This window comes from Burkholderia plantarii, assembly GCF_001411805.1.
GTDB lineage: Bacteria > Pseudomonadota > Gammaproteobacteria > Burkholderiales > Burkholderiaceae > Burkholderia > Burkholderia plantarii.
This window is the reverse complement of record NZ_CP007212.1, coordinates 30,368-52,065: the sequence shown is the minus strand read 5'-3', so window position 1 is coordinate 52,065 and position 21,698 is coordinate 30,368. Positions and strand designations below refer to the sequence as shown.

The window sequence follows — 21,698 nt, the reverse complement described above, 5'->3', positions numbered from 1 at the left end:
GGATCGCGCCCGCGGCGGCCTCATTTCTTCTTCTTGCCGTCCTTGTCCTTGCGGTCGGCCTTATCCGCCTTTTCGGCCTTCACGGCTTTCTCGTCCTTGCGGGCTTTCTTCTTTTTCTTCTTGTCCGACCCGTCGCTGACGGCCAGCATCGTGCCGCGGCAGGTGCTCGCGCCGCAATGGCAGGCGTAGTCGCGTTTCAACTGCTTGGTCAGCTTCGCGTCGATCACGAGCCCGTAGTCGTAGAACAGCTCCTCGCCGGCCTCGAGGTCGCGCAGCGCGTGGATGAACACGCGCCCCGCGGTTTCCTCGGCCTCGCAGTTCGGCGCGCACGAGTGATTGATCCAGCGCGCGCTGTTGCCGTCGACCTTGCCATCGATCACACCGCCTTCTTCGAGCGCGAAATAGAACGTGTGATTCGGATCGTTCGGGTCGTGCGGATGGCGGCGCAGCGCCTCCTTCCAGGAGATCCGCTCGCCCTTGTATTCGACCACGCGCTCGCCCGCCTTGATCGGCGCGGCCGCGAATACGCCCTTGCCGTGAACGCCGGAACGGCGCACCACGATCCTGCGTGAACTCATCGATGAATCCTTGTGAAGACGATGGGATGGCGCGATGCCGGCGGCCGGCACGCCGCGGTTCGCTCGGCGACGCGCGCGATGCCGCGCACGTGCGGGGACGTCCGGGCACGCACCCGCGACGGATCAACCGAATGCTACACGCTCGGCAATGCTTCGTTCAACCGATCAGGTGCAGGAACCGTGGATTTCCCGACGGATCCGGTAAAGAAATCAGCGGAAATCGGCGGAAACCGGCCGAAGTCGCCGGAATGCGGCGGGCTGGCTCGGGCCGGGGAAGCTATCGCGCGACCGGATCGGTGCATCGCGCGGCGGCGGACGGGCCGCCGCCGGTTCCTCACTGATCGCCATTCGTCGTCGTCAATCGTCGAACGCGGGCCGTGCGCCCCGAGCGAGCGCCTCAACGCTGACCGAACGACACCTCGCCGAACAGCGCTTTTTGTTCGCGCGGCTGCGAGCGCCAGTATTGCGGCGGCGCCGTCACCGTCGCGCCGAGTTCGGCCGCCGCATGCCACGGCCAGCGCGGGTCGTAGAGCATCGCACGGGCCAGCGCCACGCAATCGGCGTCGCCGTCGGCGATGATCTTCTCGGCCTGCGCGGGCTCGGTGATGAGGCCCACCGCGAACGTCGTCAGTTCGACCGCATGGCGCACCGCGCGCGCGAACGGCACCTGGTAGCCGGCCGACAGCGGGATCTTCTGCAACGGCGAGACGCCGCCCGAGGACACGTCGATCCAGTCGCAGCCGCGCGCCTTCAGTTCCTTCGCGAACGCGATCGTCTCGTCGAGCGTCCAGCCGCCGTCGACCCAGTCGGTGGCCGACACGCGCACGCCCACCGGCCGCTCGGCCGGGAACGCCGCGCGCACGATCTCGAAGATCTCGAGCGGAAAGCGCATGCGATTCTCGAGCGAGCCGCCGTACTCGTCCGTGCGATGGTTCGCGAGCGGCGAGAGAAATTGGTGCAGCAGGTAACCGTGCGCGGCATGCACCTCGAGCGCGTCGATACCGAGCCGCGCGGCACGCTTCGCGGTCGCCTCGAACGCGCGCCGCAGCCGGTCCAACCCGGCCGTGTCGAGCGCGAGCGGCGGCGCCTCGCCGTCCTTGTGCGGCACCGCCGACGGCGCATGGGGCAGCCAGCCGCCGTCGGCCACCTCGATCTGCGAGCCGCCCTCCCACGGCGCACGGCTCGATGCCTTGCGCCCCGCATGGCCGATCTGCATCGCGACGCGGATCGGCGAATGCCGGCGGATCGCGGCGAGCACCGGCTCGTAGGCGGCTTCGGTCGCGTCGTCCCATAGTCCGAGGTCACCGGGCGTGATGCGCCCGTCCGGCTCGACGGCCACCACTTCGGTGCAAAGCAGCGCGGCGCCCGACAGCGCGAGATGGCCAAGGTGGATCGTGTGCCAGGCGGTCGGCTCGCCGCGCTCGGCCGAGTACTGGCACATCGGCGATACGACGATCCGGTTCGGCAGCGTCAGGCTGCGCAGCGACAGGGGGGAAAACAGGGCGCTCATCTCGTGTGGCTCGCTACAAGGGGGAACGGGAGCGGATGAGGTTAGCACGCGGTGCGCAACGCTGCTGACGGCGCGCGCTGCCCGATCCCGCCGGCGGTTCGCGCAGTGGCTACGAGAAAACAAAAACGGCACGCCAGGCGTGCCGATCGATATTTCCTCATTTCCGCGCGCAGGGAACGGGCCCCGCAGCGCCCCGCGTTCCGCTCAGAGCCCGACCGAGGCGAGCCACTCGCCGAACATCCGCGCGGCGGCCGGCGCCAGTTGCGGGCCGTGGCGCGCGGTGTCGGCGCGCAGCTGCCGCGCATCCACCCCGGGAGTCGCGGCGATCTCGCCGGCATGGCCGATCAGCCAGGCCTCGAAGCTCTCGACCGCCACTTCGGGATGACATTGCAGCGCGAGCACATGCTGGCCCCACGAAAACGCCTGATGCGCGCAGTCGGGTGTCGAGGCGAGGTGGATCGCGCCGGGCGGCAGGTCGAAGGTATCGCCGTGCCAGTGCAGCATCGAGGTGGCGGTGCCCGCCAGATGGCGCAGCGGCGAGGCCTGGCCGGCCGCGGTCAGCGTGAGCGGGGTCCAGCCGAGTTCGCGGGTCTTGCCGGCGTAGACGCGCGCGCCGAGCGCTCGCGCGATCAACTGCGCGCCGAGACAGATCCCGAGCGTGGGCAGCCCGGCGTCGATGCGCCGGCGGATCAGCTCGACGAGCGGCGCGGTGGTCGGATAGAGCGCGTCGTCATAGGCGCTGATCGGGCCGCCCAGCACCACCAGCAGCGACGGCCCGCAGGCGTCGAGCACCTCGACGCGCGACGTGCCGACGTCGACGTAACGCACGCGCCGGCCGCGTTCCCCGAGCACGCGCTCGAAGCTGCCGAGATCCTCGAAGTGAACGTGGCGGATCGCTACGACTTCTGCATTCATCAACCGGACTCCGTCTGACGCGCCACGCGCGGCGAATTTACAGCTGCGCGAAAACCTTCCAGGTCTTCTTCTGCGTCAGCGCATCGGCTTCCTCATGCACCGAGCAGTCGAGGCGCAGGTCGCTGTCGGCCATCGTCAGGTCGAGCAGCGAGCAGCGGTACGACGGCTTCCTGACCGACTTGCCGGGCTGGAAATGCTTGCAGGTCACGCACATGCGGTGCAGGGGCGCCTCGCCGGCCACCTGCAGCTCGCGCAGCACCTTCAGCAGCGAACGGTACAGGGCGCCCTGCTCGTCGTTGCCGAGCACGCCGACCGCCTTCGACAGGAAATCCGGCCATTGCAACGCCTTCTTCGCCGCGGTGCGGCCGCGGGCGCTCAGGCGCACCGCGAGCGCGCGGCCGTCGTCGAGCGCACGACGCTTTTCCACCAGACCCTTGCCCTCGAGCGTGCTGACCGCATCGCTGGTGGTGGCCGCGGTGAGCTGGGTTTCGCGTGCGATCTCACCGAGCCGCATCGGCCCCTTGCGCTGGAGCAGCAGCACCAGGATCTCGCCCTGGGTCGGCGTCAAGCCGGCGCCTTCCGCCCAATCCCATGCCTGGCTCCGCATGGCCGTACTTAATCGCAACAGGCTATGGGTCACACGACCCGCCGCCTCCTTCCCGTAAACGCCTTCACTCATAGTCTTTTCGCTGTTGCCGGCCTCGGATCCATCCGACGGCCTTTGTGGGGAGATCCGTGTCCGGTCTCTGCCATCAAAATGCAGTACCCGGAACGGCGCACCAACGCCCGTTCACCGTGACCTGATTCGCCACGAACCGGCATGCGAGCGCGACGCTATCCGGCGCCGTCGATCGCAAAGCCGACATTCTAAGCGAGAGCGGAAAATCGCACAGCTAAGTTATCCAAATAAGTCTGTGGATAAACGTGGGATAAGCGAGCGTTTTCGCTGTGCTTTTCAGCAACGAATCTCATGTACGGACGCCGCCACGCTTTCATTCAACAAACAACTTCACGCGGACGGGCCGGCACGGCGCCCCGGGGAATCATCCCAGGCCTTTGACTTTGCACGTAAACCTTTGGTTATCCACAGCGGCGGATCAACAATTGTTTGCGACTACTATGTTTGTTCGCGCCGGCCGGCTGATCGATGGCCATTCGACCGGCGCCACCGGCGCGGGAAATAGTCTTTTTCATTCGCGCCAGCGCAGGCACTGCTGGCGGACCGTCTCGTTCAGCGATTTCTCCTGCTTGAAAACGGTGCGCAGCCATGAGGCGTCGTTCACGCGCGCCCGGGCCAGCGAACCGATCTCGTCGAGCGCCGCGCGCGAATCGAGCGCGGCCGCATGCGGCGCGAGCCGGTCGAGCGTGGCGAGGATGTCCTCGGCGATGGTGCGCCGCTCGCCCGTCTGCGGGTTCACGCAGGTGCCCTCCAGCCCGAAGCGGCAGGCCTCGAAACGGTTGAAGGTGTAGACCAGGTAATCGTCCTCGGACAGCATGAGCGGCTTGTCGAGCAGCAGGTAGCGCGCGAGGGTCTGGATGTAGCAGGCGATCGCGGCCGCGCGGTCGACCGACAGCGGCGTGTCCATCACGCGCACCTCGATCGTGCCGAAACCGGGCTTCGGCCGGATGTCCCAGTAGAAGTCCTTCATGCTGTTGACCACGCCGGTGTTGACCATCTTCGAGAAATACTCCTCGAAACCGTCCCAGGTCAGCGTGTACGGCGCGCGACCCGACATCGGGAACGCGAACACCGAATTCAGGCGTGCCGAATGAAACCCCGTGTCGACGTTCTGCACGTAGGGCGAGGACGCCGACAGCGCGATGAAGTGCGGGATGTAGCGCGACATCGAATGCAGCAGGAACAGCGCGCTGTCCGCGTCGGGGCAGCCGATGTGGACGTGCTGGCCGAACACCGTGAACTGCTTGGCCAGATAGCCGTACAGCTCGGACAGGTACTGGAAGCGCGGCGCGTCGTAGATCTGCCGGTCGCTCCACTGCTGGAACGTGTGGGTGCCGCCGCCGCACAGCCCGACGTTCAGATGGTCGGCCGCTTTCACGAGCACGTCACGAATCGCATGCAGTTCGCCGAGCGCCTGATCGTGCGAATGGCAGATGCCGGTCGACAGCTCGATCATGCTCTCGGTGATCTCCGGCGTGATGTTGCCGGGATGCGGCTCGTTCTCGACCAGCCGCATCAGGTCGGAGGCGGCCTTGGTCAGGTCGTAGTTGTGGGTGTTGACGATCTGGATTTCCAGCTCGACGCCGAACGTGAACGGCTCGGAATTGTTGAAGGTTTCGAGTGCCATGGCGAATTCCGGGTAACGGGTGGGGCGCCGCCGCGCGAGGGCGGCGCCGGTCAGCTCTCGTCGCGTCGTTCGCCGACGGCCGACAGGCTGCGGTAGACGAACGCCGGCCCGACGATCTGCAGGATCACGATCGCGCAGAGCACGACCGAGCGCAGCTGCGGGTCGAAGTTGGGATAGAGCTGGTAGGTGTCGTCGACGAGCAGGTAGGCGAGCGCCGACATCGGCGCGAGCGACAGGCCGAGCGCCACGCCCTGCTTCACGCCGATGCCGCTCTTTTTCGCGAACGCCACCACCCCGACCAGCTTCGCCGCGATCCGCGTGACGATCAGCACGATCGCGATCAGGCCGCCCGCGGCGAGGTCGTGCCAGCTGAACGAGGTCAGCGTCAGCACGAACAGAATCACGGTCAGCAGCCAGCCGGCGGTGCCGAAGTGCTCGGGCCAGAGCTGCGGGCGCGCCTCGAGGTTCTTCACGATGATGCCGGCCAGCAGCAGCGTGAGCACGGTGGAGAGCTTGAGCGCCTGCGCGATCGCGATGGCCAGCACGACCAGGCCGAACAGCGCGACGAACGAGTGCTCGTCGCGCATCACCGGGGCGATGTGGCGGAACAGGTAGTTGCAGGCGCGCGCGAGCAGGTAGGCGAGGATCAGCGAACCGGCGATCAGGTAGACGGGCTGCAGGATGGTGGCGAACACATTGCCGTACTCCTCCTGATGCAGCCAGCTGGTAAGCAGCTTGGTCAGCACCACCGAGTAGACGCTGTTGAGCGCGGTGAGCGTCAGCAGCCGCTGCGACACCTGCCCTTCCGCGCGCAGTTCGGTCTTCAGCTGGATCGCCATGGCGGGCGAGGTGGCCACCGCGATCGCCGCCAGCACGATCGACACCATTGCCGGCACGCGGAGCACGAGCAGCACGGTCAGCACCAGCGCGAAAGTGAGCACCGCCTCGGCCACGCTGCTCGCGATCAGCCAGGGGTTGCGCCGGATCCAGCGCAGGTCGAGCCGGCTGCCCAGCTCGAACAGCAGCAGGCCCAGCGCGACGTTGATCAGCAGGCGCGCGGTGTCGCTGGTGCTCGCGTCGATCGCGCCGAACCCGGCCGAGCCCGCGATCAGGCCGATCACGCCGTAGCCGGTCACGCGCGGCAGGCGCCAGGCGCGATAACAAAGTTCGCCGCACAGGCCCGCCGCGAACAACGCAATGCCGGCCCAGAACACGGCGTCGGGCACGAACGGCCAATTCGGTAGAAACGAGAACGCCGACTTCATCGTGGTGAATGCTCCTTATTCGAAGACAACCGGCAGCGACGCAGGGTCGAGCGTCTCGAGCGAGTCGGCGCGCGCTGGCTGGCTGTGGTCGCCCGGCCGTGAGGATTCGCTGGTCTAAGGCTTCAGGACGCGGGGCAGCCCGATTCGCGGCTGGTTGACATGCCGCTCGGGCCATGGCCGATCTGGACGTCGGCCTGAGGTGTGACGGAAACAGCGCGATCTCTCATCCTCGGATTCTGATACGCACGAACTGTTCCAGGGGTGCCGCCCCGATAACGGACCGGGGTGGCGCGAAGGTGTTCGATTGTGCCACATCTATTTCGCTCCGGATCGTATTTCTCCCGGGGCCTGGCCGGCTGGCCGATGCGCTGCCGTTCGGTTTTATAGGTTTACCTGTATGTATACGTAGTAGAAGTTAACAAGGGCACCGGCTTTCTGTGGATAACTGCTGTAAACGCTGAAAATTCAATGCGTTGAGAAATGCGTAAACGGTCGCACAGACTGTGCGGACCCACAGGGATTCACAGAACAACTTTTGCCGTCCTGTGTGGCTAGCCCGAGTTACCCCGTTTACGTCCACTGTGGCTGCACAGAGAATTCGCAGGCAATTCGCGCGCTTATCCACAGATTCCGGTGGATAAAAACCTGTGCCCTGCCAGGTTGGCCGGGACGATTGGAGGCGCGGCGGACGCGCTCCGAGCACGTGCGCCGGGGGCGGCAACAGGTAAAAAGGTGAAAGTCGGGACAAATTGAAGCAATAAGGGAGGCAGCAGGCGCGCTTCCCCGCGGCAGATCGGCAGACCGGCGGACCGGTTCAGCCGGCGCGGCCCTGGCGCAGCGCACGCAGCAGGAAACGCGCGGGATCGATCGCCTCGGCCAGTTCGCGTTCGATCGGCCAGGGTTCGCCCTCGATCTGCGAGGCGATCAGTTCGGCGCAGAGCGAAGCCCAGACGAAGCCGCGCGAACCAAAGCCGAACGCACCGTAAAGGCCGGCCGCGCGCGGCAGATCGCGCGCCTGCGCGCCCGCCAGGCTGCGCGCGTTGGACGCGGCGGCGGTTTCGTCGCCGAGCGCGCCGGCCATCGGCAGGCGGTCGCTGGCGACGCAGCGGAACGCGACGCGTCCGGTGAGCGTTCCGGCGTCGAGTCGCGCACCGGACGGGTCGACCGCGTTGGTCACCGCGTCGAAGCGCGGCAGCAGCGCCGCGAGTCGTGCGAGATTTTCCCGGTGGCCGGCTTCGCGTAGTTCGGAATCCGTAGCGTCGGGTTCGTAGGTCGCGCCGGTCAGCAGCGTGCCGTCGGCGAACGGGATCAGATAGCCGTCGCCGATCGCGGGCATCGTGACCGCCGGGGCGACGCCGGGCGGCAGTATCGTCAGTTGGCCGCGCACGCGCTGCACCGGCGCGTGCCGCAGGCCGGCGACGCGTGGCGCGTCGGCCGCGTTCGCGACGATCGCGATCGCGGCGCTCGCCAGCGTGTTGCCGGCCGCGTCGAGCGCGAGCCAGCCGCCGCCCTCGCGCGGCGCGAGCCGGGCCACCTCGGTGCCGGCCAGCCGCGTGAGCCGCTCGCCCGCCGCGGCGCACCATGCTTGCGCGAGCGCGGCTGGATCGAGCGAGCCGGCCTGCGGATACCACCAGCCGCCGTGCGCGACCTCGCTGCCCAGGCGCGCGGCGGCCGCTTCGCGCGACATCAGCATGGCGAGCGAATCCGGCATCGCGAGCGCGTCGGCGGCGGCCTGCATGCGGGCGAATTCGTCGTCGTCGCAGGCCAGCTGCAGCAGGCCGTCGCGGCTGCGCGCGAAGTCATGGCCGGCCGCTTCGAGCGCGCGCCAGCGCGACAGCGCATAGAGATAACCGGCGCGCGACAGCCGCGCGCCGAAATTGTCGTCGCGCGCGATCAGCGGATGAAACACGCCCGCCGGATTGCCCGACGCCTCGGCGGCCGGCCGCGCGTGACGTTCGATCAGCGTGACGTGCCAGCCGCGCACGCTCAACCGCTCGACGAGCGCGCAGCCGGCCAGGCCCGCGCCGATCACGATCGCATCGCGCGTCGCGACCTCGGCCGCGCGCGGCGGCTCATGGCGCCGCACTTTCCAGCGCGGCGCGAACTCGCCGACCAGCATCGCGCGCTTGCCGGCGAAACCATTCACCTTGCGCCACGCGAAACCGGCCGCCTCGAGCGCGCGTTTCACGTCGCCGGCGCTGGTATAGGTGGCGAACGTCGCGGCTTCGTCGGCCAGCTTCGCGAGCGCGCGGAATATCTCCACGGACCAGAGCCCGGCATTCTTCGCCGGCGCGAAACCATCGAGATAAAACGCGTCGGCGCGCAGCACGAGCGAGGGCAGCAGCGCGAGCGCGTCGCCGAACGCGAGCGTCAGCACCACGCGCCCTTCGTCGAATTCGAGACGATGCAGCCCGGGCGTGAGCATCGGCCATGCATCGACAAGCGAATCGATCAGCGATGCGAAGGATTTCGCATCAGTCGTTGCGTGGGCAACGAGATGGGTGGCCGCCGCGCGCAGGTCCTCCCGCGAGAACGGATGCTTTTCGATCGACACGAAATGCAACCGTTCGCCGCGCGCCGGATCGGCGCGCCATGCGGCCCAGGTCGCGAGGAAGTTGCAGCCGATGCCGAAACCGGTCTCGACGATCGTGAAGCAGCGCCGGCCGCGCCAGCGTTCCGGCAGCCCGTTGCCGCGCAGGAATACATGCTCCGCCTGGGCCAGCGCGCCGGCCGCGCTGTGATAGATGTCGTCGTAGGCGGGCGAGACGAGCGTGCCGTCGTCACGGAATACGAGCGCGGCGGGAACGATTCGGTCGGTCATGCGAACTATTCGAAAAAGCTGGTTGACGCCGCCGGAGGCCCGCCCCGCCTGGGCGTTGGCAAAAACCAACGTCGTTGCGAAGTGGCGGCGCCGCATGCTTGACAACGTTGGTGACCCGGCGGCAAAAATGCGGGCGTCGGCTCGGAGATCCGGCGAAATCTGGATGAAAATCTTTGAAACCCTTGTCGTTATTGGGTTTGCGCTGCGCTATCATAGCAAGCGCCGTACTGCGGAAGCGCCTCAGGGCTCACCCGCAGGTACGAGGCGCGGCGCGCACCGAGTGCGCCCTGCCGTCGCCGCGAACTGCGTTGCAACGGCTTGCGCACGTATAATCGGCGCGTCTGCGCTGTTCGTGTCAACTTAACCTGAGAAAGGAACCTTAATGAACAAACAGGAACTGATCGACGCCGTCGCCGCACAGACGGGCGCCAGCAAGGCTCAAACCGGCGAAACGCTGGACACGCTCCTCGAGGTGATCAAGAAGGCCGTGTCGAAAGGCGACGCGGTTCAGTTGATCGGCTTCGGCAGCTTCGGTTCGGGTAAGCGTGCAGCACGTACCGGCCGCAACCCGAAGACGGGCGAAACCATCAAGATTCCGGCTGCCAAGACCGTCAAGTTCACGGCTGGCAAGGCATTCAAGGATGCAGTGAACAAGCGCTGAGCGACGCGCTTGTGAGCGAAAAACCCGCCTGTCGGCGGGTTTTTTTTCGTCCATGCGAGCGGCGGCCGGTGTCGCCGTCGCGGCGGTTTCGCAACCGGCGCGACCGCCTTGACGAAGCTTCACAGTCTTCAACCGGCCGCGCCCGATGCATCGCGCGTGGCGATCGCGTTCAGTGGCGATGGACGATTTCGTCGTCGCCGTCGTGACCGTGATGACCGTCGTGATGATCGTGATGATCGTGGTGGTGCTCGTCATCGTGATCGTGCTCGTCGAGCTCCCAGGCCGGGAACGGATCGGGCAGCGCGCGCCAGGCCGCTTCGCCCGCCGCGTATTCGGCGTCGTCGAGCAGGCAGGCATCGAATTTCGCGCGCCACGCGTTCGCGTCCAGGCCGATGCCGATCAGCACCAGTTCCTGGCGGCGGTCGCCGATCGTGGCGTCGTCGGGCTCGCCGTACCAGTCGGCGGCAATCTCGTCGAGCAGCGCGGGATCGTCCTCGGGCCATTCCGCACGATCCTGCGCGGCCCACCAGAGTCCGGCCGGTCCGTGCCGGCAGACGCCGCCCGCCTGCGACAGCGAACCGCCGATATCGTGGCGCGTCGCGAGCCAGAAGAAGCCCTTGCTGCGCAGCACGCCCTGCCATTCCTCGTGCAGCAGCGTCCAGAAACGTTGCGGATGGAACGGCCGCCGCGCGCGATAGACGAAGCTGCCGATGCCGAATTCGTCGGGCGTGCCGTGCGCGTGATTAACGTCACCATGCTGGTCGTGATCGTGGTGATGTTCGAGCGAGGCGAGCCAGCCCGGCGCGTTCGCCGCGGCTTCGAAATCGAAGCGCCCGGTCGCGATCACCTCGGCGATCGGCACCTCGCCGAAACGGCTCACCACCTGCCGCGCGCGCGGATTGAGGCTTGCGAGGATCCGTTGCAGGCGCGCGAGTTGGTCGGCGTCGACGAGGTCAGCCTTGTTGACCACCAGCACGTCGCAGAACTCGATCTGCTCGATCAGCAGTTCCACCAGCGTGCGGTCGTCCTCGTCGTCGCTGACGAGGCCGCGATCGGCGAGGCCCTCGTCGGAGCCGTAGTCGCGCAGGAAATTGAACGCGTCGACCACGGTGACCATCGTGTCGAGCCGCGCGACGTCCTCGAGCGCGACGCCGTCGTCGTCGACGAACGAGAAGGTCTCGGCGATCGGCATCGGTTCGGCGATGCCGGTCGATTCGACCAGGATCGCGTCGAGCGGACGCTCGGCGCGCTCGTCCGCGAGCCGGCGGATTTCGACGAGCAGATCGTCGCGCAGCGTGCAGCAGAGGCAGCCGTTTGACATCTCGATGAACCGCGCCTCGACATGCGACAGGGCGGCCGCGTCCTTGACGAGCGACGCGTCGAGTCTGACGTTGGCGAGGTCGTTGACGATCACGGCCACCCGCAGGCCCTCGCGGTTCGCGAGGACGTGGTTCAGCAGCGTGGTCTTGCCGGCGCCGAGGAAGCCGGACAGCACGGTGACGGGCAGCGGCGAGTTCATGGCGGTGCGGTCCCAGGAAGATTGACGGAAGCGGCGCCGCCGGCGCCCGGCAACCGTCGGCGGCCCGGGCCCGGCAGCGCGAATGCCGCACATTGTGCATCAAACGGGAACACCGGCGTGCGCATCGGGCCGCGGCGGTGCCGTCGGTGGACGTCGGCGCGCGCGGCGCAACGAATGTCAGCGGCGTCTTGTGGCCCGCGACGGCGCGTGATGAACCGCGACGGACCGGATCGTCGGCAACATCCGGCGTGGTGCCGGGCCCGGGTTCAGGGAAGACGGAAGTCAGGTTGCCTCGGGGGCGGCGGCACCGGGAAACCATGCACCGCGACACGTCGAAGCGGCTCGGCAGGCCGAACCAGGCCCAGGCAAGCCGCCAGCGTCACGCTTTCAGTGCGGCTCGTTCTCCTCCGGCAGCAGTCGCCATTTCGACAGGATCGCGGCGATTTGCCTTGCGTACTTGTCTCGCAGCGACGGCGTTTCCGAATGGTACGAGCCGATCGCGGCCCAGGTGTTGCCGTACTTGTTCATCTTCTGGCGCAGGTGCCAGGCGGCGATGTAGACGTTCTTGCACGGCTGCATCAGCGTGTCTTTCGTGATGCCGTATTGGGCGAGCCGGGACAGGTGGATCGAGTTGATCTGCATGATCCCGTAATCGGTCGATCCGTTCGCATTCCGGTTGATCGCGTCGGGTGTGTTGTGGGATTCCTGCCACGCGATCGCCCGCAGGATGAGCGGATTGACCTTCTGATACTTGGCCGCCTCGTCATAGCAGTCGGCGTGTGCGGGCGCGCTGACCGCGCCGGCGGCCAACAGCGAGAACGTGAGGAGAACAGGCCTAATTCGCATTAGGAAGCCATCCAAAGACGGGAGAAGACGGTGATTCAGGGTGGGAAAACCCGCACACGGTTTTTGCGCCGGGACCGCGCGCCGCCCGTATCATACCGGTGCCTCATTGCATTGCGCCACCGTCCGCGGGCGCGCGCGCGGCGCTCCGGACGGCGGCGCTTTCTGACTTTTTATTCCGATTTCTTGCAAAATCTTTCCGAATCAAACGTCGTGGACATCGGCCGGGTTCGGGAATGGCGCACGCGGCTCGAAAAAGTGAGAAAGCTCTCGGTCCAATGTGATATTTCGGACACGAAAAGCTGCTAATGTCCGTTTTTTGCTCAGTGTAATCACGCTCTACCGTCGGATACGGTCACATCCCGGCATCGATCACCCACCTCATGACAACCATTCGTTTTGCTATGCGGCGCGCTGCCAAGGCGCTCGTCGTCGCCGGAATCGTGGCCTCGCAGGCCGCGCACGCCCAGGTGACGCTCAACTTCGTCAATGCCGACATCGACCAGGTCGCGAGGGCGATCGGCGCCGCGACGGGCAAGACGATCATTGTCGATCCACGCGTGAAGGGCCAGCTGAACCTCGTCTCCGAGCACTCGGTGCCCGAGGAGCAGGCGCTCAAGACCCTGCAGTCGGCGCTGCGCATGCAGGGCTTCTCGCTGCTGCAGGATCACGGCGTCCTCAAGGTGGTGCCCGAGGCCGACGCGAAGCTGCAGGGCGTGCCGACCTTCGTCGGCAACACGCCGCGCGCCAACGGCGACCAGGTCGTCACGCAGGTGTTCGAGCTGCACAATGAATCGGCCAACAACCTGCTGCCGGTGCTGCGTCCGCTGATCTCGCCGAACAACACCGTGACGGCCTACCCGGCCAACAACACGCTGGTGGTGACCGATTACGCCGACAACGTGCGGCGTATCGCGCAGATCATCGCCGGCATCGACAACGCGGCCGGCACCCAGGTGGTGGTGGTGCCGCTCAGGAACGCCAACGCGATCGACATCGCCAGCCAGCTCGGCAAGCTGCTCGACCCGGGCGCGATCGGCAACACCGACGCGACGCTGAAGGTCAACGTGAGCGCCGACCCGCGCACCAACTCGATCCTGCTGCGCGCCTCGAACGGCTCGCGCCTCGCCTCGGCGCGGCACCTGCTCGCGCAGCTCGACGCGCCGAGCGCCACGCCCGGCAACATGCACGTGATCCGGCTGCGCAACGCCGACGCGGTGAAGCTCGCGAAGACGCTGCGCGGCATGATGGGCAAGGGCGACAGCGGCGGCAGCTCGGCCTCCTCGAACGACGCCAACTCGTTCAACCAGGGCAATTCGAGCGGCAGCAGCTTCTCGACCGGCACGTCCGGCACCGCGCCGCTGCCGTCGGGTTCGTCGTCGCTGTCGTCGTCGGGCTCGGGGTCGAGCACCGGCTACGGCGGCGGTAGCGGCGGCAAGAACGACGGCTTCCTCAGCAGCGACAAGGACAAGAGCGACGACAACCAGGCCGGCGGCATGATCCAGGCCGACGCGGCCACCAACTCGCTGATCATCACTGCCTCGGACCCGGTCTACCGGAACCTGCGCGCGGTGGTCGACCAGCTCGACGAACGGCGCGCGCAGGTCTACATCGAGGCGCTGATCGTCGAACTGAATTCGACCACCTCGGCGAATCTCGGCATCCAGTGGCAGGTCGCCAACAACGCGCTCTACGCGGGCAGCTCGCTCGGCACCAACGTCTCCGGTCTCGGCAACACCATCACCGGGCTGACGGCCGCGGCGGCCACCGGCTCGGCCGGCGGCGTCAACGGCGGGGCCGCGGCCGCCGCCTCGCTGACGCCGGGCCTCAACATCGGCTGGCTCAAGAACATGTTCGGCATCACCGGCCTGGGCGCCCTGCTGCAGGCGTTCTCGGGCTCCAGCGACGCGAACGTGCTGTCCACGCCGAATCTCGTCACGCTCGACAACGAGGAGGCGAAGATCGTGGTCGGCCAGAACGTGCCGATCGCCACCGGTTCGTACTCGAACCTGACGAGCGGCACCTCGAGCAACGCGTTCAATACCTTCGACCGCCAGGACGTGGGCCTCACGCTGCACGTCAAGCCGCAGATCACCGAAGGCGGGATCCTCAAGCTGCAGATCTACACCGAGGATTCGGCCGTGGTGCCGACCACCACGTCGTCGACCACGGTCGGTGTGCCGACCTTCAGCAAGCGCTCGATCCAGTCGACCGTGCTTTGCGACAACGGCGAGATCATCGTGCTCGGCGGCCTGATGCAGGACAACTACCAGATCGGCAACAACAAGGTGCCGCTGCTCGGCGACATCCCGTGGATCGGCCAGCTGTTCCGCTCGGAAGGCAAGCAGCGCCAGAAGACCAACCTGATGGTGTTCCTGCGTCCGGTGATCCTGACCGACCACGCCACCACGCAGGCCGTCACGGAAAATCGCTACGACTACATCCAGGGCGTGCAGGGCGCGTACCGCTCCGACAACAACCTGATCCGCGACAAGGACGATCCGGTCGCGCCGCCGATGCCGCTCGGCCCGAGCGAGGGTGTCGCGCCGGCCGCGAACCTGTTCGACCTGACGCGCATGACGCGCACGCCCGGCTATCCGCCGTCGCCGGCCAACGCCCCGGCCGGCACCGTGCCGGCGCCCGCGGTGGTCGCGCCGACTCCGACTCCGTCGCCGGCCGTGACGACGCCGGTGCCCACGCCGGGCATCACGTCGCCGGGAGCGCAACCGTGAGCGAGCTCGCCAGCGCCGCGCCGGGCGAGCCGGCGGCACCGTCCGCGGTGGCCGCACGGCTGCTGCCGTATGGCTTCGCGCGGGCCGGCCAGATCCTGATTGCGCAGCAGGAAGGCGACGCGCTCGAAGTCTGGATCAGCGAGCGCACCACCGACGCGGCGCTTGCCGAGGTGGCGCGCAATTTCGGCGCACTGACGGCGCGCCGGCTGCCCGCCGACGAACTGGCGCAGGCCATCAACACCGCCTATGCGCGCCAGGACGGCAGCGCCGCGCAGGTGGTCGGCGAGGTCGAGGGCGAAGTGGACCTGTCGCGGCTGATGCAGGACATCCCCGAGGTCGAGGACCTGCTCGAATCGGAGGACGACGCGCCGATCATCCGCATGATCAACGCGCTGCTCACGCAGGCCGCGCGCGAGCAGGCCTCGGACATCCACATCGAGCCGTTCGAGAACGCCTCGGTGGTGCGGTTTCGCGTGGACGGCACGCTGCGCGACGTGGTGCGCCCGAAGAAGGCGCTGCACGGCGCGCTGATCTCGCGGATCAAGATCATGGCGCAGCTCGACATCGCCGAAAAGCGCCTGCCGCAGGACGGCCGCATCACGCTGCGCGTCGGCGGCCGGCCGGTGGACGTGCGCGTCTCGACGCTGCCGACCGGGCACGGCGAGCGCGCGGTGCTGCGTCTGCTGGAAAAGGACGCGCAGCGCCTGAACCTCGAGGCGCTCGGCATGGGGCGCGACACGCTGGTGCAGTTCGACAAGCTGATCGCGCGCCCGCACGGCATCGTGCTGGTGACCGGGCCGACCGGTTCGGGCAAGACCACCACGCTGTACGCCTCGATGTCGCGGCTCGAGACCGCGACCACCAACATCATGACGGTCGAGGATCCGATCGAGTACGACCTGTCCGGCATCGGCCAGACCCAGGTCAACGAGAAGATCGGCATGAGCTTTGCGCGCGCGCTGCGCTCGATCCTGCGCCAGGATCCGGACGTGATCATGATCGGCGAAATCCGCGATCTCGAGACCGCGCAGATCGCCGTGCAGGCGTCGCTGACGGGCCACCTGGTGCTGGCCACGCTGCATACGAACGACGCGGCCTCGGCCGTCACGCGCCTGACCGACATGGGCGTGGAGCCGTACCTGCTCGCCTCGTCGCTGCTCGGCGTGCTCGCGCAGCGGCTGGTGCGCCAGCTGTGCCCCGCCTGCAAGGCGCCGCGCGAGGAAGAAGGACGCACCATCTACCACCCGGTCGGCTGCGAGAAGTGCGGCCATTCCGGCTACACGGGCCGGCGCGGCGTGTACGAACTGCTGGTGGTGGACGACGCGATCCGCACGCAGATCCACAACAACGCGCCCGACTCGGAAATCCTGCGCGCGGGCCGCGCGAACGGCATGCGCACGCTGCGCGACGACGCCGAGCGCTGGCTCGCGGCCGGCAACACCTCGCTCGAGGAAGTGCTGCGTGTGACAGGAGGCGCATAGCGCGATGCCGGCATTCCGTTTCGAAGCGATCGACGCAGGCGGCCGCGCCCAGAAAGGCGTGATCGAGGCCGACAGCGCGCGCGCCGCGCGTGGCCAGCTGCGCGGCCAGGGGCTCACGCCGCTCGTCGTCGAGCCGGCCGCGCACCGTTCGCGCGGCGAGCGCAAGCAGCGCCTGTCGATCGGCCGCAAGCTCTCGCAGCGCGAGCAGGCGATCCTCACGCGCCAGCTGGCGAGCCTGCTGACGGCCGGGCTGCCGCTCGGCGAGGCGCTCGCGGTGCTGACCGAGCAATCCGAGCGCGACTACATCCGCGAACTGATGGCGGCGATCCGTGCCGAGGTGCTCGGCGGCCATTCGCTGGCGAGCGCGCTGGCCGAACATCCGCGCGACTTCCCCGAGATCTATCGGGCGCTGGTGGCCGCGGGCGAGCACACCGGCAAGCTCGGCATCGTGCTGTCACGCCTGGCCGACTACATCGAGCAGCGCAACGCGCTGAAGCAGAAGATCGTGCTGGCGTTCACCTACCCCGGCATCGTCACGCTGATCGCGCTCGGCATCGTCACGTTCCTGCTCAGCTACGTGGTGCCGCAGGTCGTCAACGTGTTCGCGAGCACCAAGCAACAGCTGCCGTTCCTGACCATCGTGATGATGGCGCTGTCGGCGTTCGTGCGGCACTGGTGGTGGGCGATCCTGCTGGGCGTGGCGCTCGGCGCCTGGCTCGTCAAGGCGACGCTGTCGCGCCCCGGCCCGCGGCTCGCGTTCGACCGCTGGCTGCTCGGCGCGCCGCTCGCCGGCAAGCTGGTGCGCGGCTACAACACGGTGCGCTTCGCCAGCACGCTGGCGATCCTGACCGCGGCCGGCGTGCCGATCCTGCGCGCGCTGCAGGCGGCCGGCGAGACGCTGTCGAACCGCGCCATGAGCGTCAACATCGACGATGCGATCGTGCGCGTGCGCGAAGGCACCTCGCTGTCGCGCGCGCTCAATCACGTCAAGTCGTTCCCGCCCGTGCTGGTCCACCTGATCCGTTCGGGCGAGGCCACCGGCGACGTGACCACCATGCTCGACCGCGCCGCCGAGGGCGAGGCGCGCGAGCTGGAGCGGCGCACGATGTTCATGACGAGCCTGCTCGAACCGCTGTTGATCCTCGCGATGGGCGGCATCGTGCTGGTGATCGTGCTGGCGGTGATGCTGCCGATCATCGAGCTGAACAACATGGTGCAGTAGGTCGGCGCCCGATGCGAACGGGCCGCCCGAAGGCGGCCCGTGGCAACGGCAACGCGAGGTACGCGGCGCGACCCGGTTCAGCGAACGTAGATCGCGGGGCCGGGCGTGTTGGCGGGAAGGAAGATTTCGGTATGCGCGCCGTTGCGGTCGATGATGATCGAGCGGGCGCGGACCTCGGCGAGCTTCGTGCCCTGCGCGATTGAGTCGCCGATCGTGATGGTGCGGGTGGGATTGCCACCGACGCCGACGATCGCGGCGGCGCCCTGGCGCAGCGCGAGGATGCCGAACAGGTGGACGTCCTCCACCGGGTTGTGCGTGAGCTGTCCGCCGAACAGCGCGGCGGCGTCCTCGGTGCGCAGCGGTGCGCGCACGGCGGCGGCCGGTAGCGGGGCCTGATGCGCGGACAGCGTGATGGCCCAGTAGGTGGCCGTCGCGCACAAGGCCGCGAAGAGGGCAAGGGAAAGGATCCGGATCGAGAGCGCGTTCATGCGGGCTATTGTACGGATGATTATGAAATTTGCGTTGAGTGAATGCCCTTGGCGAGGCCCGTCTTACAATGCGGCTTCGCCGGGCGGGCCAGCGTGTCCGCCGGGCCTCGTCAACGTTATCGATGGTTTTTGAAAGAGAGGTTTCACTCATGCAAACGTGGATCAATCGACGCACGCCGGTCGCGCGCCGCCAACGCGGTTTCACGCTGATCGAAATCATGGTCGTGATCGCGATTCTCGGCATCCTCGCGGCGCTGATCGTGCCGAAGATCATGAGCCGTCCCGATGAAGCGCGCCGCGTCGCGGCCAAGCAGGACATCGGCACCGTGATGCAGGCGCTGAAGCTGTACCGCCTCGACAACGGCCGCTACCCGACCCAGGAGCAGGGCCTGCAGGCGCTGATCGCGAAGCCCACGGTGGACCCGGTGCCGAACAACTGGAAGGACGGCGGCTATCTCGAGCGCCTGCCGAACGATCCGTGGGGCAACCCGTACAAGTATCTGAACCCGGGCGTACACGGCGAGATCGACGTGTTCAGCTACGGCGCCGACGCGAAGGAAGGCGGCGAGAACAACGACGCCGACATCGGCTCCTGGCAATAGGCGTTCGCCCCGCCGCCTCCGATCGCCCGCGCGCCTCACGTCCGTCATGCGAACTCCCGGCACCACCGCGCCGCGTCATCCGCCCTCGCGGATGCGCGGCTTCACGCTGCTCGAGATGCTGGTGGTGCTCGTGATCGCGGGGATCCTCGTTTCGGCCGCCACCCTGACGATGCACCGCAACCCGCGCACCGACCTGCGTGAAGAGGCGCAGCGCGTGGCGCTGCTGCTCGAGAGCGCCGGCGACGAGGCGCAGGTGCGCGCGCGGCCGATCGCCTGGCAGCCGACCGACCAGGGCTTCCGTTTCGACATCCGCGACGAGGACGGCTGGCGCACGCTGCGCGACGATCTCTATCGCCCGCGCCACTGGGACGGCGGCGTGACCGGCGCGTCGATCGACTACCCCGGTTCCGACACGCCGGTGAAGCGGGTCATATTCGGCACCGAACCGGTCGACGTGCCGGTGCGCATCACGCTCTATTCCGAGATCGGCAGCGCGACGATCGTCGGCACCGGCAACGGCCGCTACGAGGTGCGCTGACGATGGCCGCGCCGCTCACCTTCGCGCGCCGTGCCCCCCGGGCCGCCGCGCATGGCTTCACGATGATCGAGGTGCTGATCGCGCTGGCGATCATCGCGGTTGCGCTGGCCGCCTCGATCCGCGCGGTCGGCACGCTCGCCAGCAACTCGGGCGCGCTCAACGACCGCCTGCTCGCGAGCTGGAGCGCCGACAACGCGCTCGGCCAGCTGCGGCTCGCGCATGCGTGGCCCGACATCGGCGAGCAGCAGTTCGACTGCTCGCAGGGCAACGTCGCGCTGACCTGCACCGAGCGCGTCAGCAGCACGCCGAATCCGACATTCCGCCGCGTCGAGGTGGCGGTGCGCAAGACGGGCGAAGCCAGCGTGCTCGCCCAGATGGTCACGGTGGTCGCGAATGAAACCAACCGCTCGCTCTGAGCGCCGCGCCGCGCGCGCCGATCGCGGCTTCACGCTGATCGAGATGCTGATCGCGATCACGATCCTCGCCGTGCTCGCGCTGCTGTCGTGGCGCGGGCTCGACCAGGTGATCCGCGGCCGCGACCGGGTGGCCGCCGTGATGGAGGACGAGCGCACCTTCGCGCAGATGTTCGACCAGATGCGCATCGACGCGCGCCGCGCCGTGACCGACGACGAGGCCGGCCAGCCGCCCGTGCGGGTGGTCGGCAACACGCTGCAGATCGTGCGCGGCTTCGACACGCCGGGCGGCCCGCCGCGCATCCAGGTGGTGCGCTATCTGATAGCCGGCGGCCGCGTGGTGCGCTACGCCTCGCCGCTGATCTCCGACGTCCGCGTGCTGCGCAGCACGCTCGGCGACAGCAGCGTCGACGGCTGGAACGCCGTGCCGCTGATGCGCGGGGTGGGCCTGATCACCGCGCGCGTCTACGTGCCGAAGATCGGCTGGACCATCAACATGCCCACCGCCGACGACGCGCTCGCCAGGCACAACCAGGCGCTCAAGCAGCCGGTGGTGGGCAGCGCGCCGCCCGAGCGCTCGGTGACGGGCCTCGAGGTCGGCATCGGCGCGACCTCGCTGCGCGTGCCGGTCAAGCGCATATTCATGGTCGGGGAATGACGATGCGCGCGCTCCCCTCCTTCCGTGTTACGCGTCACACCGGCCGCGGCCCGCGCGTGCAGCCAGCGCCGGCGCGCCAGCACGGCGTGGCGATCATCAGCGCGCTGCTGGTGGTGGCGCTGACGGCGATCCTGGTGTCGGGCATGCTCTGGCGCCAGCAGATCCAGATCCGCCGCATCGAGAACCAGCGGCTGCTGATGCAGGCGCAGTGGATCGCGCGCGGCGCGCTCGACTGGACCCGCATGATCCTGCGCTCCGAGGGCGACACGGCGCCCGGCATCACCTATCTCGGCGGCATCTGGGCGGTGCCGATCGCGAAGACGAAACTGTCCGACTTCCTCGGCCGGATCGGCGTGACCGACACCTCGGGCGACGACGACACCTACCTGTCGGGCGACATCGAGGACGCGCAGGCCAAGTACAACCTGCGCAACCTGGTGTCGACGCCGGCGCCGGGCGTGCTGCAGATCAGCGCCAGCCAGGTCGCCACCTTCAAGCGGCTGCTGGTGTCGCTCGGCATCGACTCGCAGCTCGCGCTGCGCATCGCGCGGCAGATCCGCGCCGGCCTGCGCAACTCGGCCACCCGCTTCCAGACCGCCACCGTGCCCGGCTCCGGCAGCGTGCCGATCCCGCAGGGCGACGGCGGCGGCAACACCGGCCGTGGCGACCCCGGCTTCGACGACGGCAACGACACCGACGCGAGCGCGGGCGCCGCGCCGCTGGTGCCGAGCAGCCTCGATTCGCTGCTCGACGTGAACGGCGTGACGCCCGAGATCATCGAGACGCTGCGCCCGTTCGCGACCGTGCTGCCCACCGTCACGCCGGTCAACCTCAACACCGCGCGCCCCGAGGTGATCGCGGCGCTGATGCCCGGCCTGTCGGTGTCGTCGGCGCAGACCATCGTCGCGCATCGCGACACGGCGTTCTTCCGCAACGTCGGCGACGCGCAGCTCGCGATGCAGGCCACCGGCGTGCCGAACGTGATGCTCGATCCGACCCAGATCGACGTGACGACCAGCTATTTCATCGTCCACGGCCATATCCAGCACGGGCGCGCGGAAATCGACCGCACGTCGCTCGTGTATCGTGATCCGACCACGCATACCACGCGTATCGTCCGGGTTGCCGATCAGCTATAACAACGCC

Annotated in this window: 19 protein-coding genes; 9 read left to right on the top strand and 10 right to left on the bottom strand. The window is 68.0% G+C overall.

What is annotated here, in order from left to right; genetic code table 11:
• Nucleotides 1–20 precede the first annotated feature (20 nt).
• From bpln_RS00220 to mnmC, 7 genes are all read right to left on the bottom strand, one after another.
• Nucleotides 21–578 carry an SET domain-containing protein gene (locus bpln_RS00220; protein WP_055137832.1) on the bottom strand — a complete coding sequence of 186 codons (558 nt, stop codon included), beginning with the start codon at nucleotides 576–578 and terminating at the stop codon, nucleotides 21–23.
• Nucleotides 579–975: 397 nt separating this feature from the next.
• A complete protein-coding gene (locus bpln_RS00215) occupies nucleotides 976–2,088 on the bottom strand; it encodes an NADH:flavin oxidoreductase/NADH oxidase (RefSeq protein WP_055137831.1) in 1,113 nt (370 codons plus the stop codon).
• Between the two features lie 204 nt (nucleotides 2,089–2,292).
• Complete coding sequence (locus tag bpln_RS00210) at nucleotides 2,293–3,003, bottom strand: glutamine amidotransferase (RefSeq protein WP_042623468.1); 711 nt, start codon at nucleotides 3,001–3,003, stop codon at nucleotides 2,293–2,295.
• A gap of 37 nt (nucleotides 3,004–3,040) precedes the next feature.
• The gene (locus bpln_RS00205; RefSeq protein ID WP_042623467.1) at nucleotides 3,041–3,682 is read right to left on the bottom strand and encodes a MarR family winged helix-turn-helix transcriptional regulator; all 642 of its coding nucleotides are present in this window, start codon (nucleotides 3,680–3,682) and stop codon (nucleotides 3,041–3,043) included.
• Nucleotides 3,683–4,193: 511 nt separating this feature from the next.
• Complete coding sequence (locus tag bpln_RS00200) at nucleotides 4,194–5,309, bottom strand: YbdK family carboxylate-amine ligase (RefSeq protein ID WP_042623466.1); 1,116 nt, start codon at nucleotides 5,307–5,309, stop codon at nucleotides 4,194–4,196.
• Nucleotides 5,310–5,359: 50 nt separating this feature from the next.
• Nucleotides 5,360–6,574 carry a cation:proton antiporter gene (locus tag bpln_RS00195; RefSeq protein ID WP_055137830.1) on the bottom strand — a complete coding sequence of 405 codons (1,215 nt, stop codon included), beginning with the start codon at nucleotides 6,572–6,574 and terminating at the stop codon, nucleotides 5,360–5,362.
• Nucleotides 6,575–7,388: 814 nt separating this feature from the next.
• A complete protein-coding gene (gene mnmC, locus bpln_RS00190; RefSeq protein WP_055137829.1) occupies nucleotides 7,389–9,395 on the bottom strand; it encodes a bifunctional tRNA (5-methylaminomethyl-2-thiouridine)(34)-methyltransferase MnmC2/FAD-dependent 5-carboxymethylaminomethyl-2-thiouridine(34) oxidoreductase MnmC1 in 2,007 nt (668 codons plus the stop codon).
• Nucleotides 9,396–9,777: 382 nt separating this feature from the next.
• Between mnmC and bpln_RS00185 the strand changes: the two genes are divergently transcribed.
• Nucleotides 9,778–10,056 carry an HU family DNA-binding protein gene (locus bpln_RS00185; RefSeq protein ID WP_006401505.1) on the top strand — a complete coding sequence of 93 codons (279 nt, stop codon included), beginning with the start codon at nucleotides 9,778–9,780 and terminating at the stop codon, nucleotides 10,054–10,056.
• Between the two features lie 169 nt (nucleotides 10,057–10,225).
• Here bpln_RS00185 and bpln_RS00180 read toward each other — a convergent pair whose 3' ends face one another.
• Nucleotides 10,226–11,575: a GTP-binding protein gene (locus tag bpln_RS00180; RefSeq protein WP_055137828.1), complete on the bottom strand. Its 1,350-nt coding sequence runs from the start codon at nucleotides 11,573–11,575 to the stop codon at nucleotides 10,226–10,228.
• A 387-nt stretch (nucleotides 11,576–11,962) separates the two neighbouring features.
• Nucleotides 11,963–12,421 (bottom strand): lytic transglycosylase domain-containing protein, encoded by a 459-nt coding sequence (locus bpln_RS00175; RefSeq protein WP_055137827.1) that lies wholly within the window; start codon nucleotides 12,419–12,421, stop codon nucleotides 11,963–11,965.
• 380 nt (nucleotides 12,422–12,801) lie between these two features.
• Here bpln_RS00175 and gspD point away from each other — a divergent pair, with 380 nt between their 5' ends.
• Genes gspD through gspF form a run of 3 tightly spaced genes read left to right on the top strand, consistent with a single transcriptional unit; the run spans nucleotide 12,802 to nucleotide 17,853 of the window.
• Complete coding sequence (gene gspD, locus bpln_RS00170) at nucleotides 12,802–15,150, top strand: type II secretion system secretin GspD (RefSeq protein ID WP_082465157.1); 2,349 nt, start codon at nucleotides 12,802–12,804, stop codon at nucleotides 15,148–15,150.
• Nucleotides 15,147–16,631, top strand: a complete 1,485-nt coding sequence (gene gspE, locus bpln_RS00165; RefSeq protein ID WP_055137825.1) for a type II secretion system ATPase GspE — start codon at nucleotides 15,147–15,149, stop codon at nucleotides 16,629–16,631. Before gspD ends, gspE begins: the two co-directional genes overlap by 4 nt.
• Before the next feature lie 4 nt (nucleotides 16,632–16,635).
• Complete coding sequence (gspF, locus tag bpln_RS00160; RefSeq protein ID WP_055137824.1) at nucleotides 16,636–17,853, top strand: type II secretion system inner membrane protein GspF; 1,218 nt, start codon at nucleotides 16,636–16,638, stop codon at nucleotides 17,851–17,853.
• A 77-nt stretch (nucleotides 17,854–17,930) separates the two neighbouring features.
• On the opposite strand, the gene bpln_RS00155 is transcribed toward gspF, so the two are convergent.
• On the bottom strand, nucleotides 17,931–18,341 hold the full coding sequence (locus tag bpln_RS00155; protein ID WP_042623458.1) for a type II secretion system protein N: 411 nt from the start codon (nucleotides 18,339–18,341) through the stop codon (nucleotides 17,931–17,933).
• Between the two features lie 149 nt (nucleotides 18,342–18,490).
• Between bpln_RS00155 and gspG the strand changes: the two genes are divergently transcribed.
• Genes gspG through gspK form a run of 5 tightly spaced genes read left to right on the top strand, consistent with a single transcriptional unit; the run spans nucleotide 18,491 to nucleotide 21,691 of the window.
• The gene (gspG, locus tag bpln_RS00150) at nucleotides 18,491–18,943 is read left to right on the top strand and encodes a type II secretion system major pseudopilin GspG (protein ID WP_042623457.1); all 453 of its coding nucleotides are present in this window, start codon (nucleotides 18,491–18,493) and stop codon (nucleotides 18,941–18,943) included.
• 46 nt (nucleotides 18,944–18,989) lie between these two features.
• Complete coding sequence (locus bpln_RS00145; protein WP_042623456.1) at nucleotides 18,990–19,481, top strand: GspH/FimT family pseudopilin; 492 nt, start codon at nucleotides 18,990–18,992, stop codon at nucleotides 19,479–19,481.
• Nucleotides 19,478–19,897: a type II secretion system minor pseudopilin GspI gene (gene gspI, locus bpln_RS00140; protein ID WP_404990989.1), complete on the top strand. Its 420-nt coding sequence runs from the start codon at nucleotides 19,478–19,480 to the stop codon at nucleotides 19,895–19,897. Before bpln_RS00145 ends, gspI begins: the two co-directional genes overlap by 4 nt.
• Complete coding sequence (locus tag bpln_RS00135; RefSeq protein WP_042623454.1) at nucleotides 19,875–20,552, top strand: PulJ/GspJ family protein; 678 nt, start codon at nucleotides 19,875–19,877, stop codon at nucleotides 20,550–20,552. Before gspI ends, bpln_RS00135 begins: the two co-directional genes overlap by 23 nt.
• Complete coding sequence (gene gspK, locus bpln_RS00130; RefSeq protein ID WP_055137823.1) at nucleotides 20,549–21,691, top strand: type II secretion system minor pseudopilin GspK; 1,143 nt, start codon at nucleotides 20,549–20,551, stop codon at nucleotides 21,689–21,691. The genes bpln_RS00135 and gspK overlap by 4 nt, the downstream gene beginning before the upstream one ends.
• The last annotated feature ends 7 nt before the right edge of the window (nucleotides 21,692–21,698 follow it).

What these genes read in the sequence shown, in the direction of transcription:
- bpln_RS00220 (WP_055137832.1), bottom strand. Translation starts at nt 578, where the DNA reads ATGAGTTCACGCAGGATCGTGGTGCGCCGTTCCGGCGTTCACGGCAAG.
- bpln_RS00215 (WP_055137831.1), bottom strand. Translation starts at nt 2,088, where the DNA reads ATGAGCGCCCTGTTTTCCCCCCTGTCGCTGCGCAGCCTGACGCTGCCG.
- bpln_RS00210 (WP_042623468.1), bottom strand. Translation starts at nt 3,003, where the DNA reads ATGAATGCAGAAGTCGTAGCGATCCGCCACGTTCACTTCGAGGATCTC.
- bpln_RS00205 (WP_042623467.1), bottom strand. Translation starts at nt 3,682, where the DNA reads ATGAGTGAAGGCGTTTACGGGAAGGAGGCGGCGGGTCGTGTGACCCAT.
- bpln_RS00200 (WP_042623466.1), bottom strand. Translation starts at nt 5,309, where the DNA reads ATGGCACTCGAAACCTTCAACAATTCCGAGCCGTTCACGTTCGGCGTC.
- bpln_RS00195 (WP_055137830.1), bottom strand. Translation starts at nt 6,574, where the DNA reads ATGAAGTCGGCGTTCTCGTTTCTACCGAATTGGCCGTTCGTGCCCGAC.
- mnmC (WP_055137829.1), bottom strand. Translation starts at nt 9,395, where the DNA reads ATGACCGACCGAATCGTTCCCGCCGCGCTCGTATTCCGTGACGACGGC.
- bpln_RS00185 (WP_006401505.1), top strand. Translation starts at nt 9,778, where the DNA reads ATGAACAAACAGGAACTGATCGACGCCGTCGCCGCACAGACGGGCGCC.
- bpln_RS00180 (WP_055137828.1), bottom strand. Translation starts at nt 11,575, where the DNA reads ATGAACTCGCCGCTGCCCGTCACCGTGCTGTCCGGCTTCCTCGGCGCC.
- bpln_RS00175 (WP_055137827.1), bottom strand. Translation starts at nt 12,421, where the DNA reads ATGCGAATTAGGCCTGTTCTCCTCACGTTCTCGCTGTTGGCCGCCGGC.
- gspD (WP_082465157.1), top strand. Translation starts at nt 12,802, where the DNA reads ATGACAACCATTCGTTTTGCTATGCGGCGCGCTGCCAAGGCGCTCGTC.
- gspF (WP_055137824.1), top strand. Translation starts at nt 16,636, where the DNA reads ATGCCGGCATTCCGTTTCGAAGCGATCGACGCAGGCGGCCGCGCCCAG.
- bpln_RS00155 (WP_042623458.1), bottom strand. Translation starts at nt 18,341, where the DNA reads ATGAACGCGCTCTCGATCCGGATCCTTTCCCTTGCCCTCTTCGCGGCC.
- gspG (WP_042623457.1), top strand. Translation starts at nt 18,491, where the DNA reads ATGCAAACGTGGATCAATCGACGCACGCCGGTCGCGCGCCGCCAACGC.
- bpln_RS00145 (WP_042623456.1), top strand. Translation starts at nt 18,990, where the DNA reads ATGCGAACTCCCGGCACCACCGCGCCGCGTCATCCGCCCTCGCGGATG.
- bpln_RS00135 (WP_042623454.1), top strand. Translation starts at nt 19,875, where the DNA reads ATGAAACCAACCGCTCGCTCTGAGCGCCGCGCCGCGCGCGCCGATCGC.
- gspK (WP_055137823.1), top strand. Translation starts at nt 20,549, where the DNA reads ATGACGATGCGCGCGCTCCCCTCCTTCCGTGTTACGCGTCACACCGGC.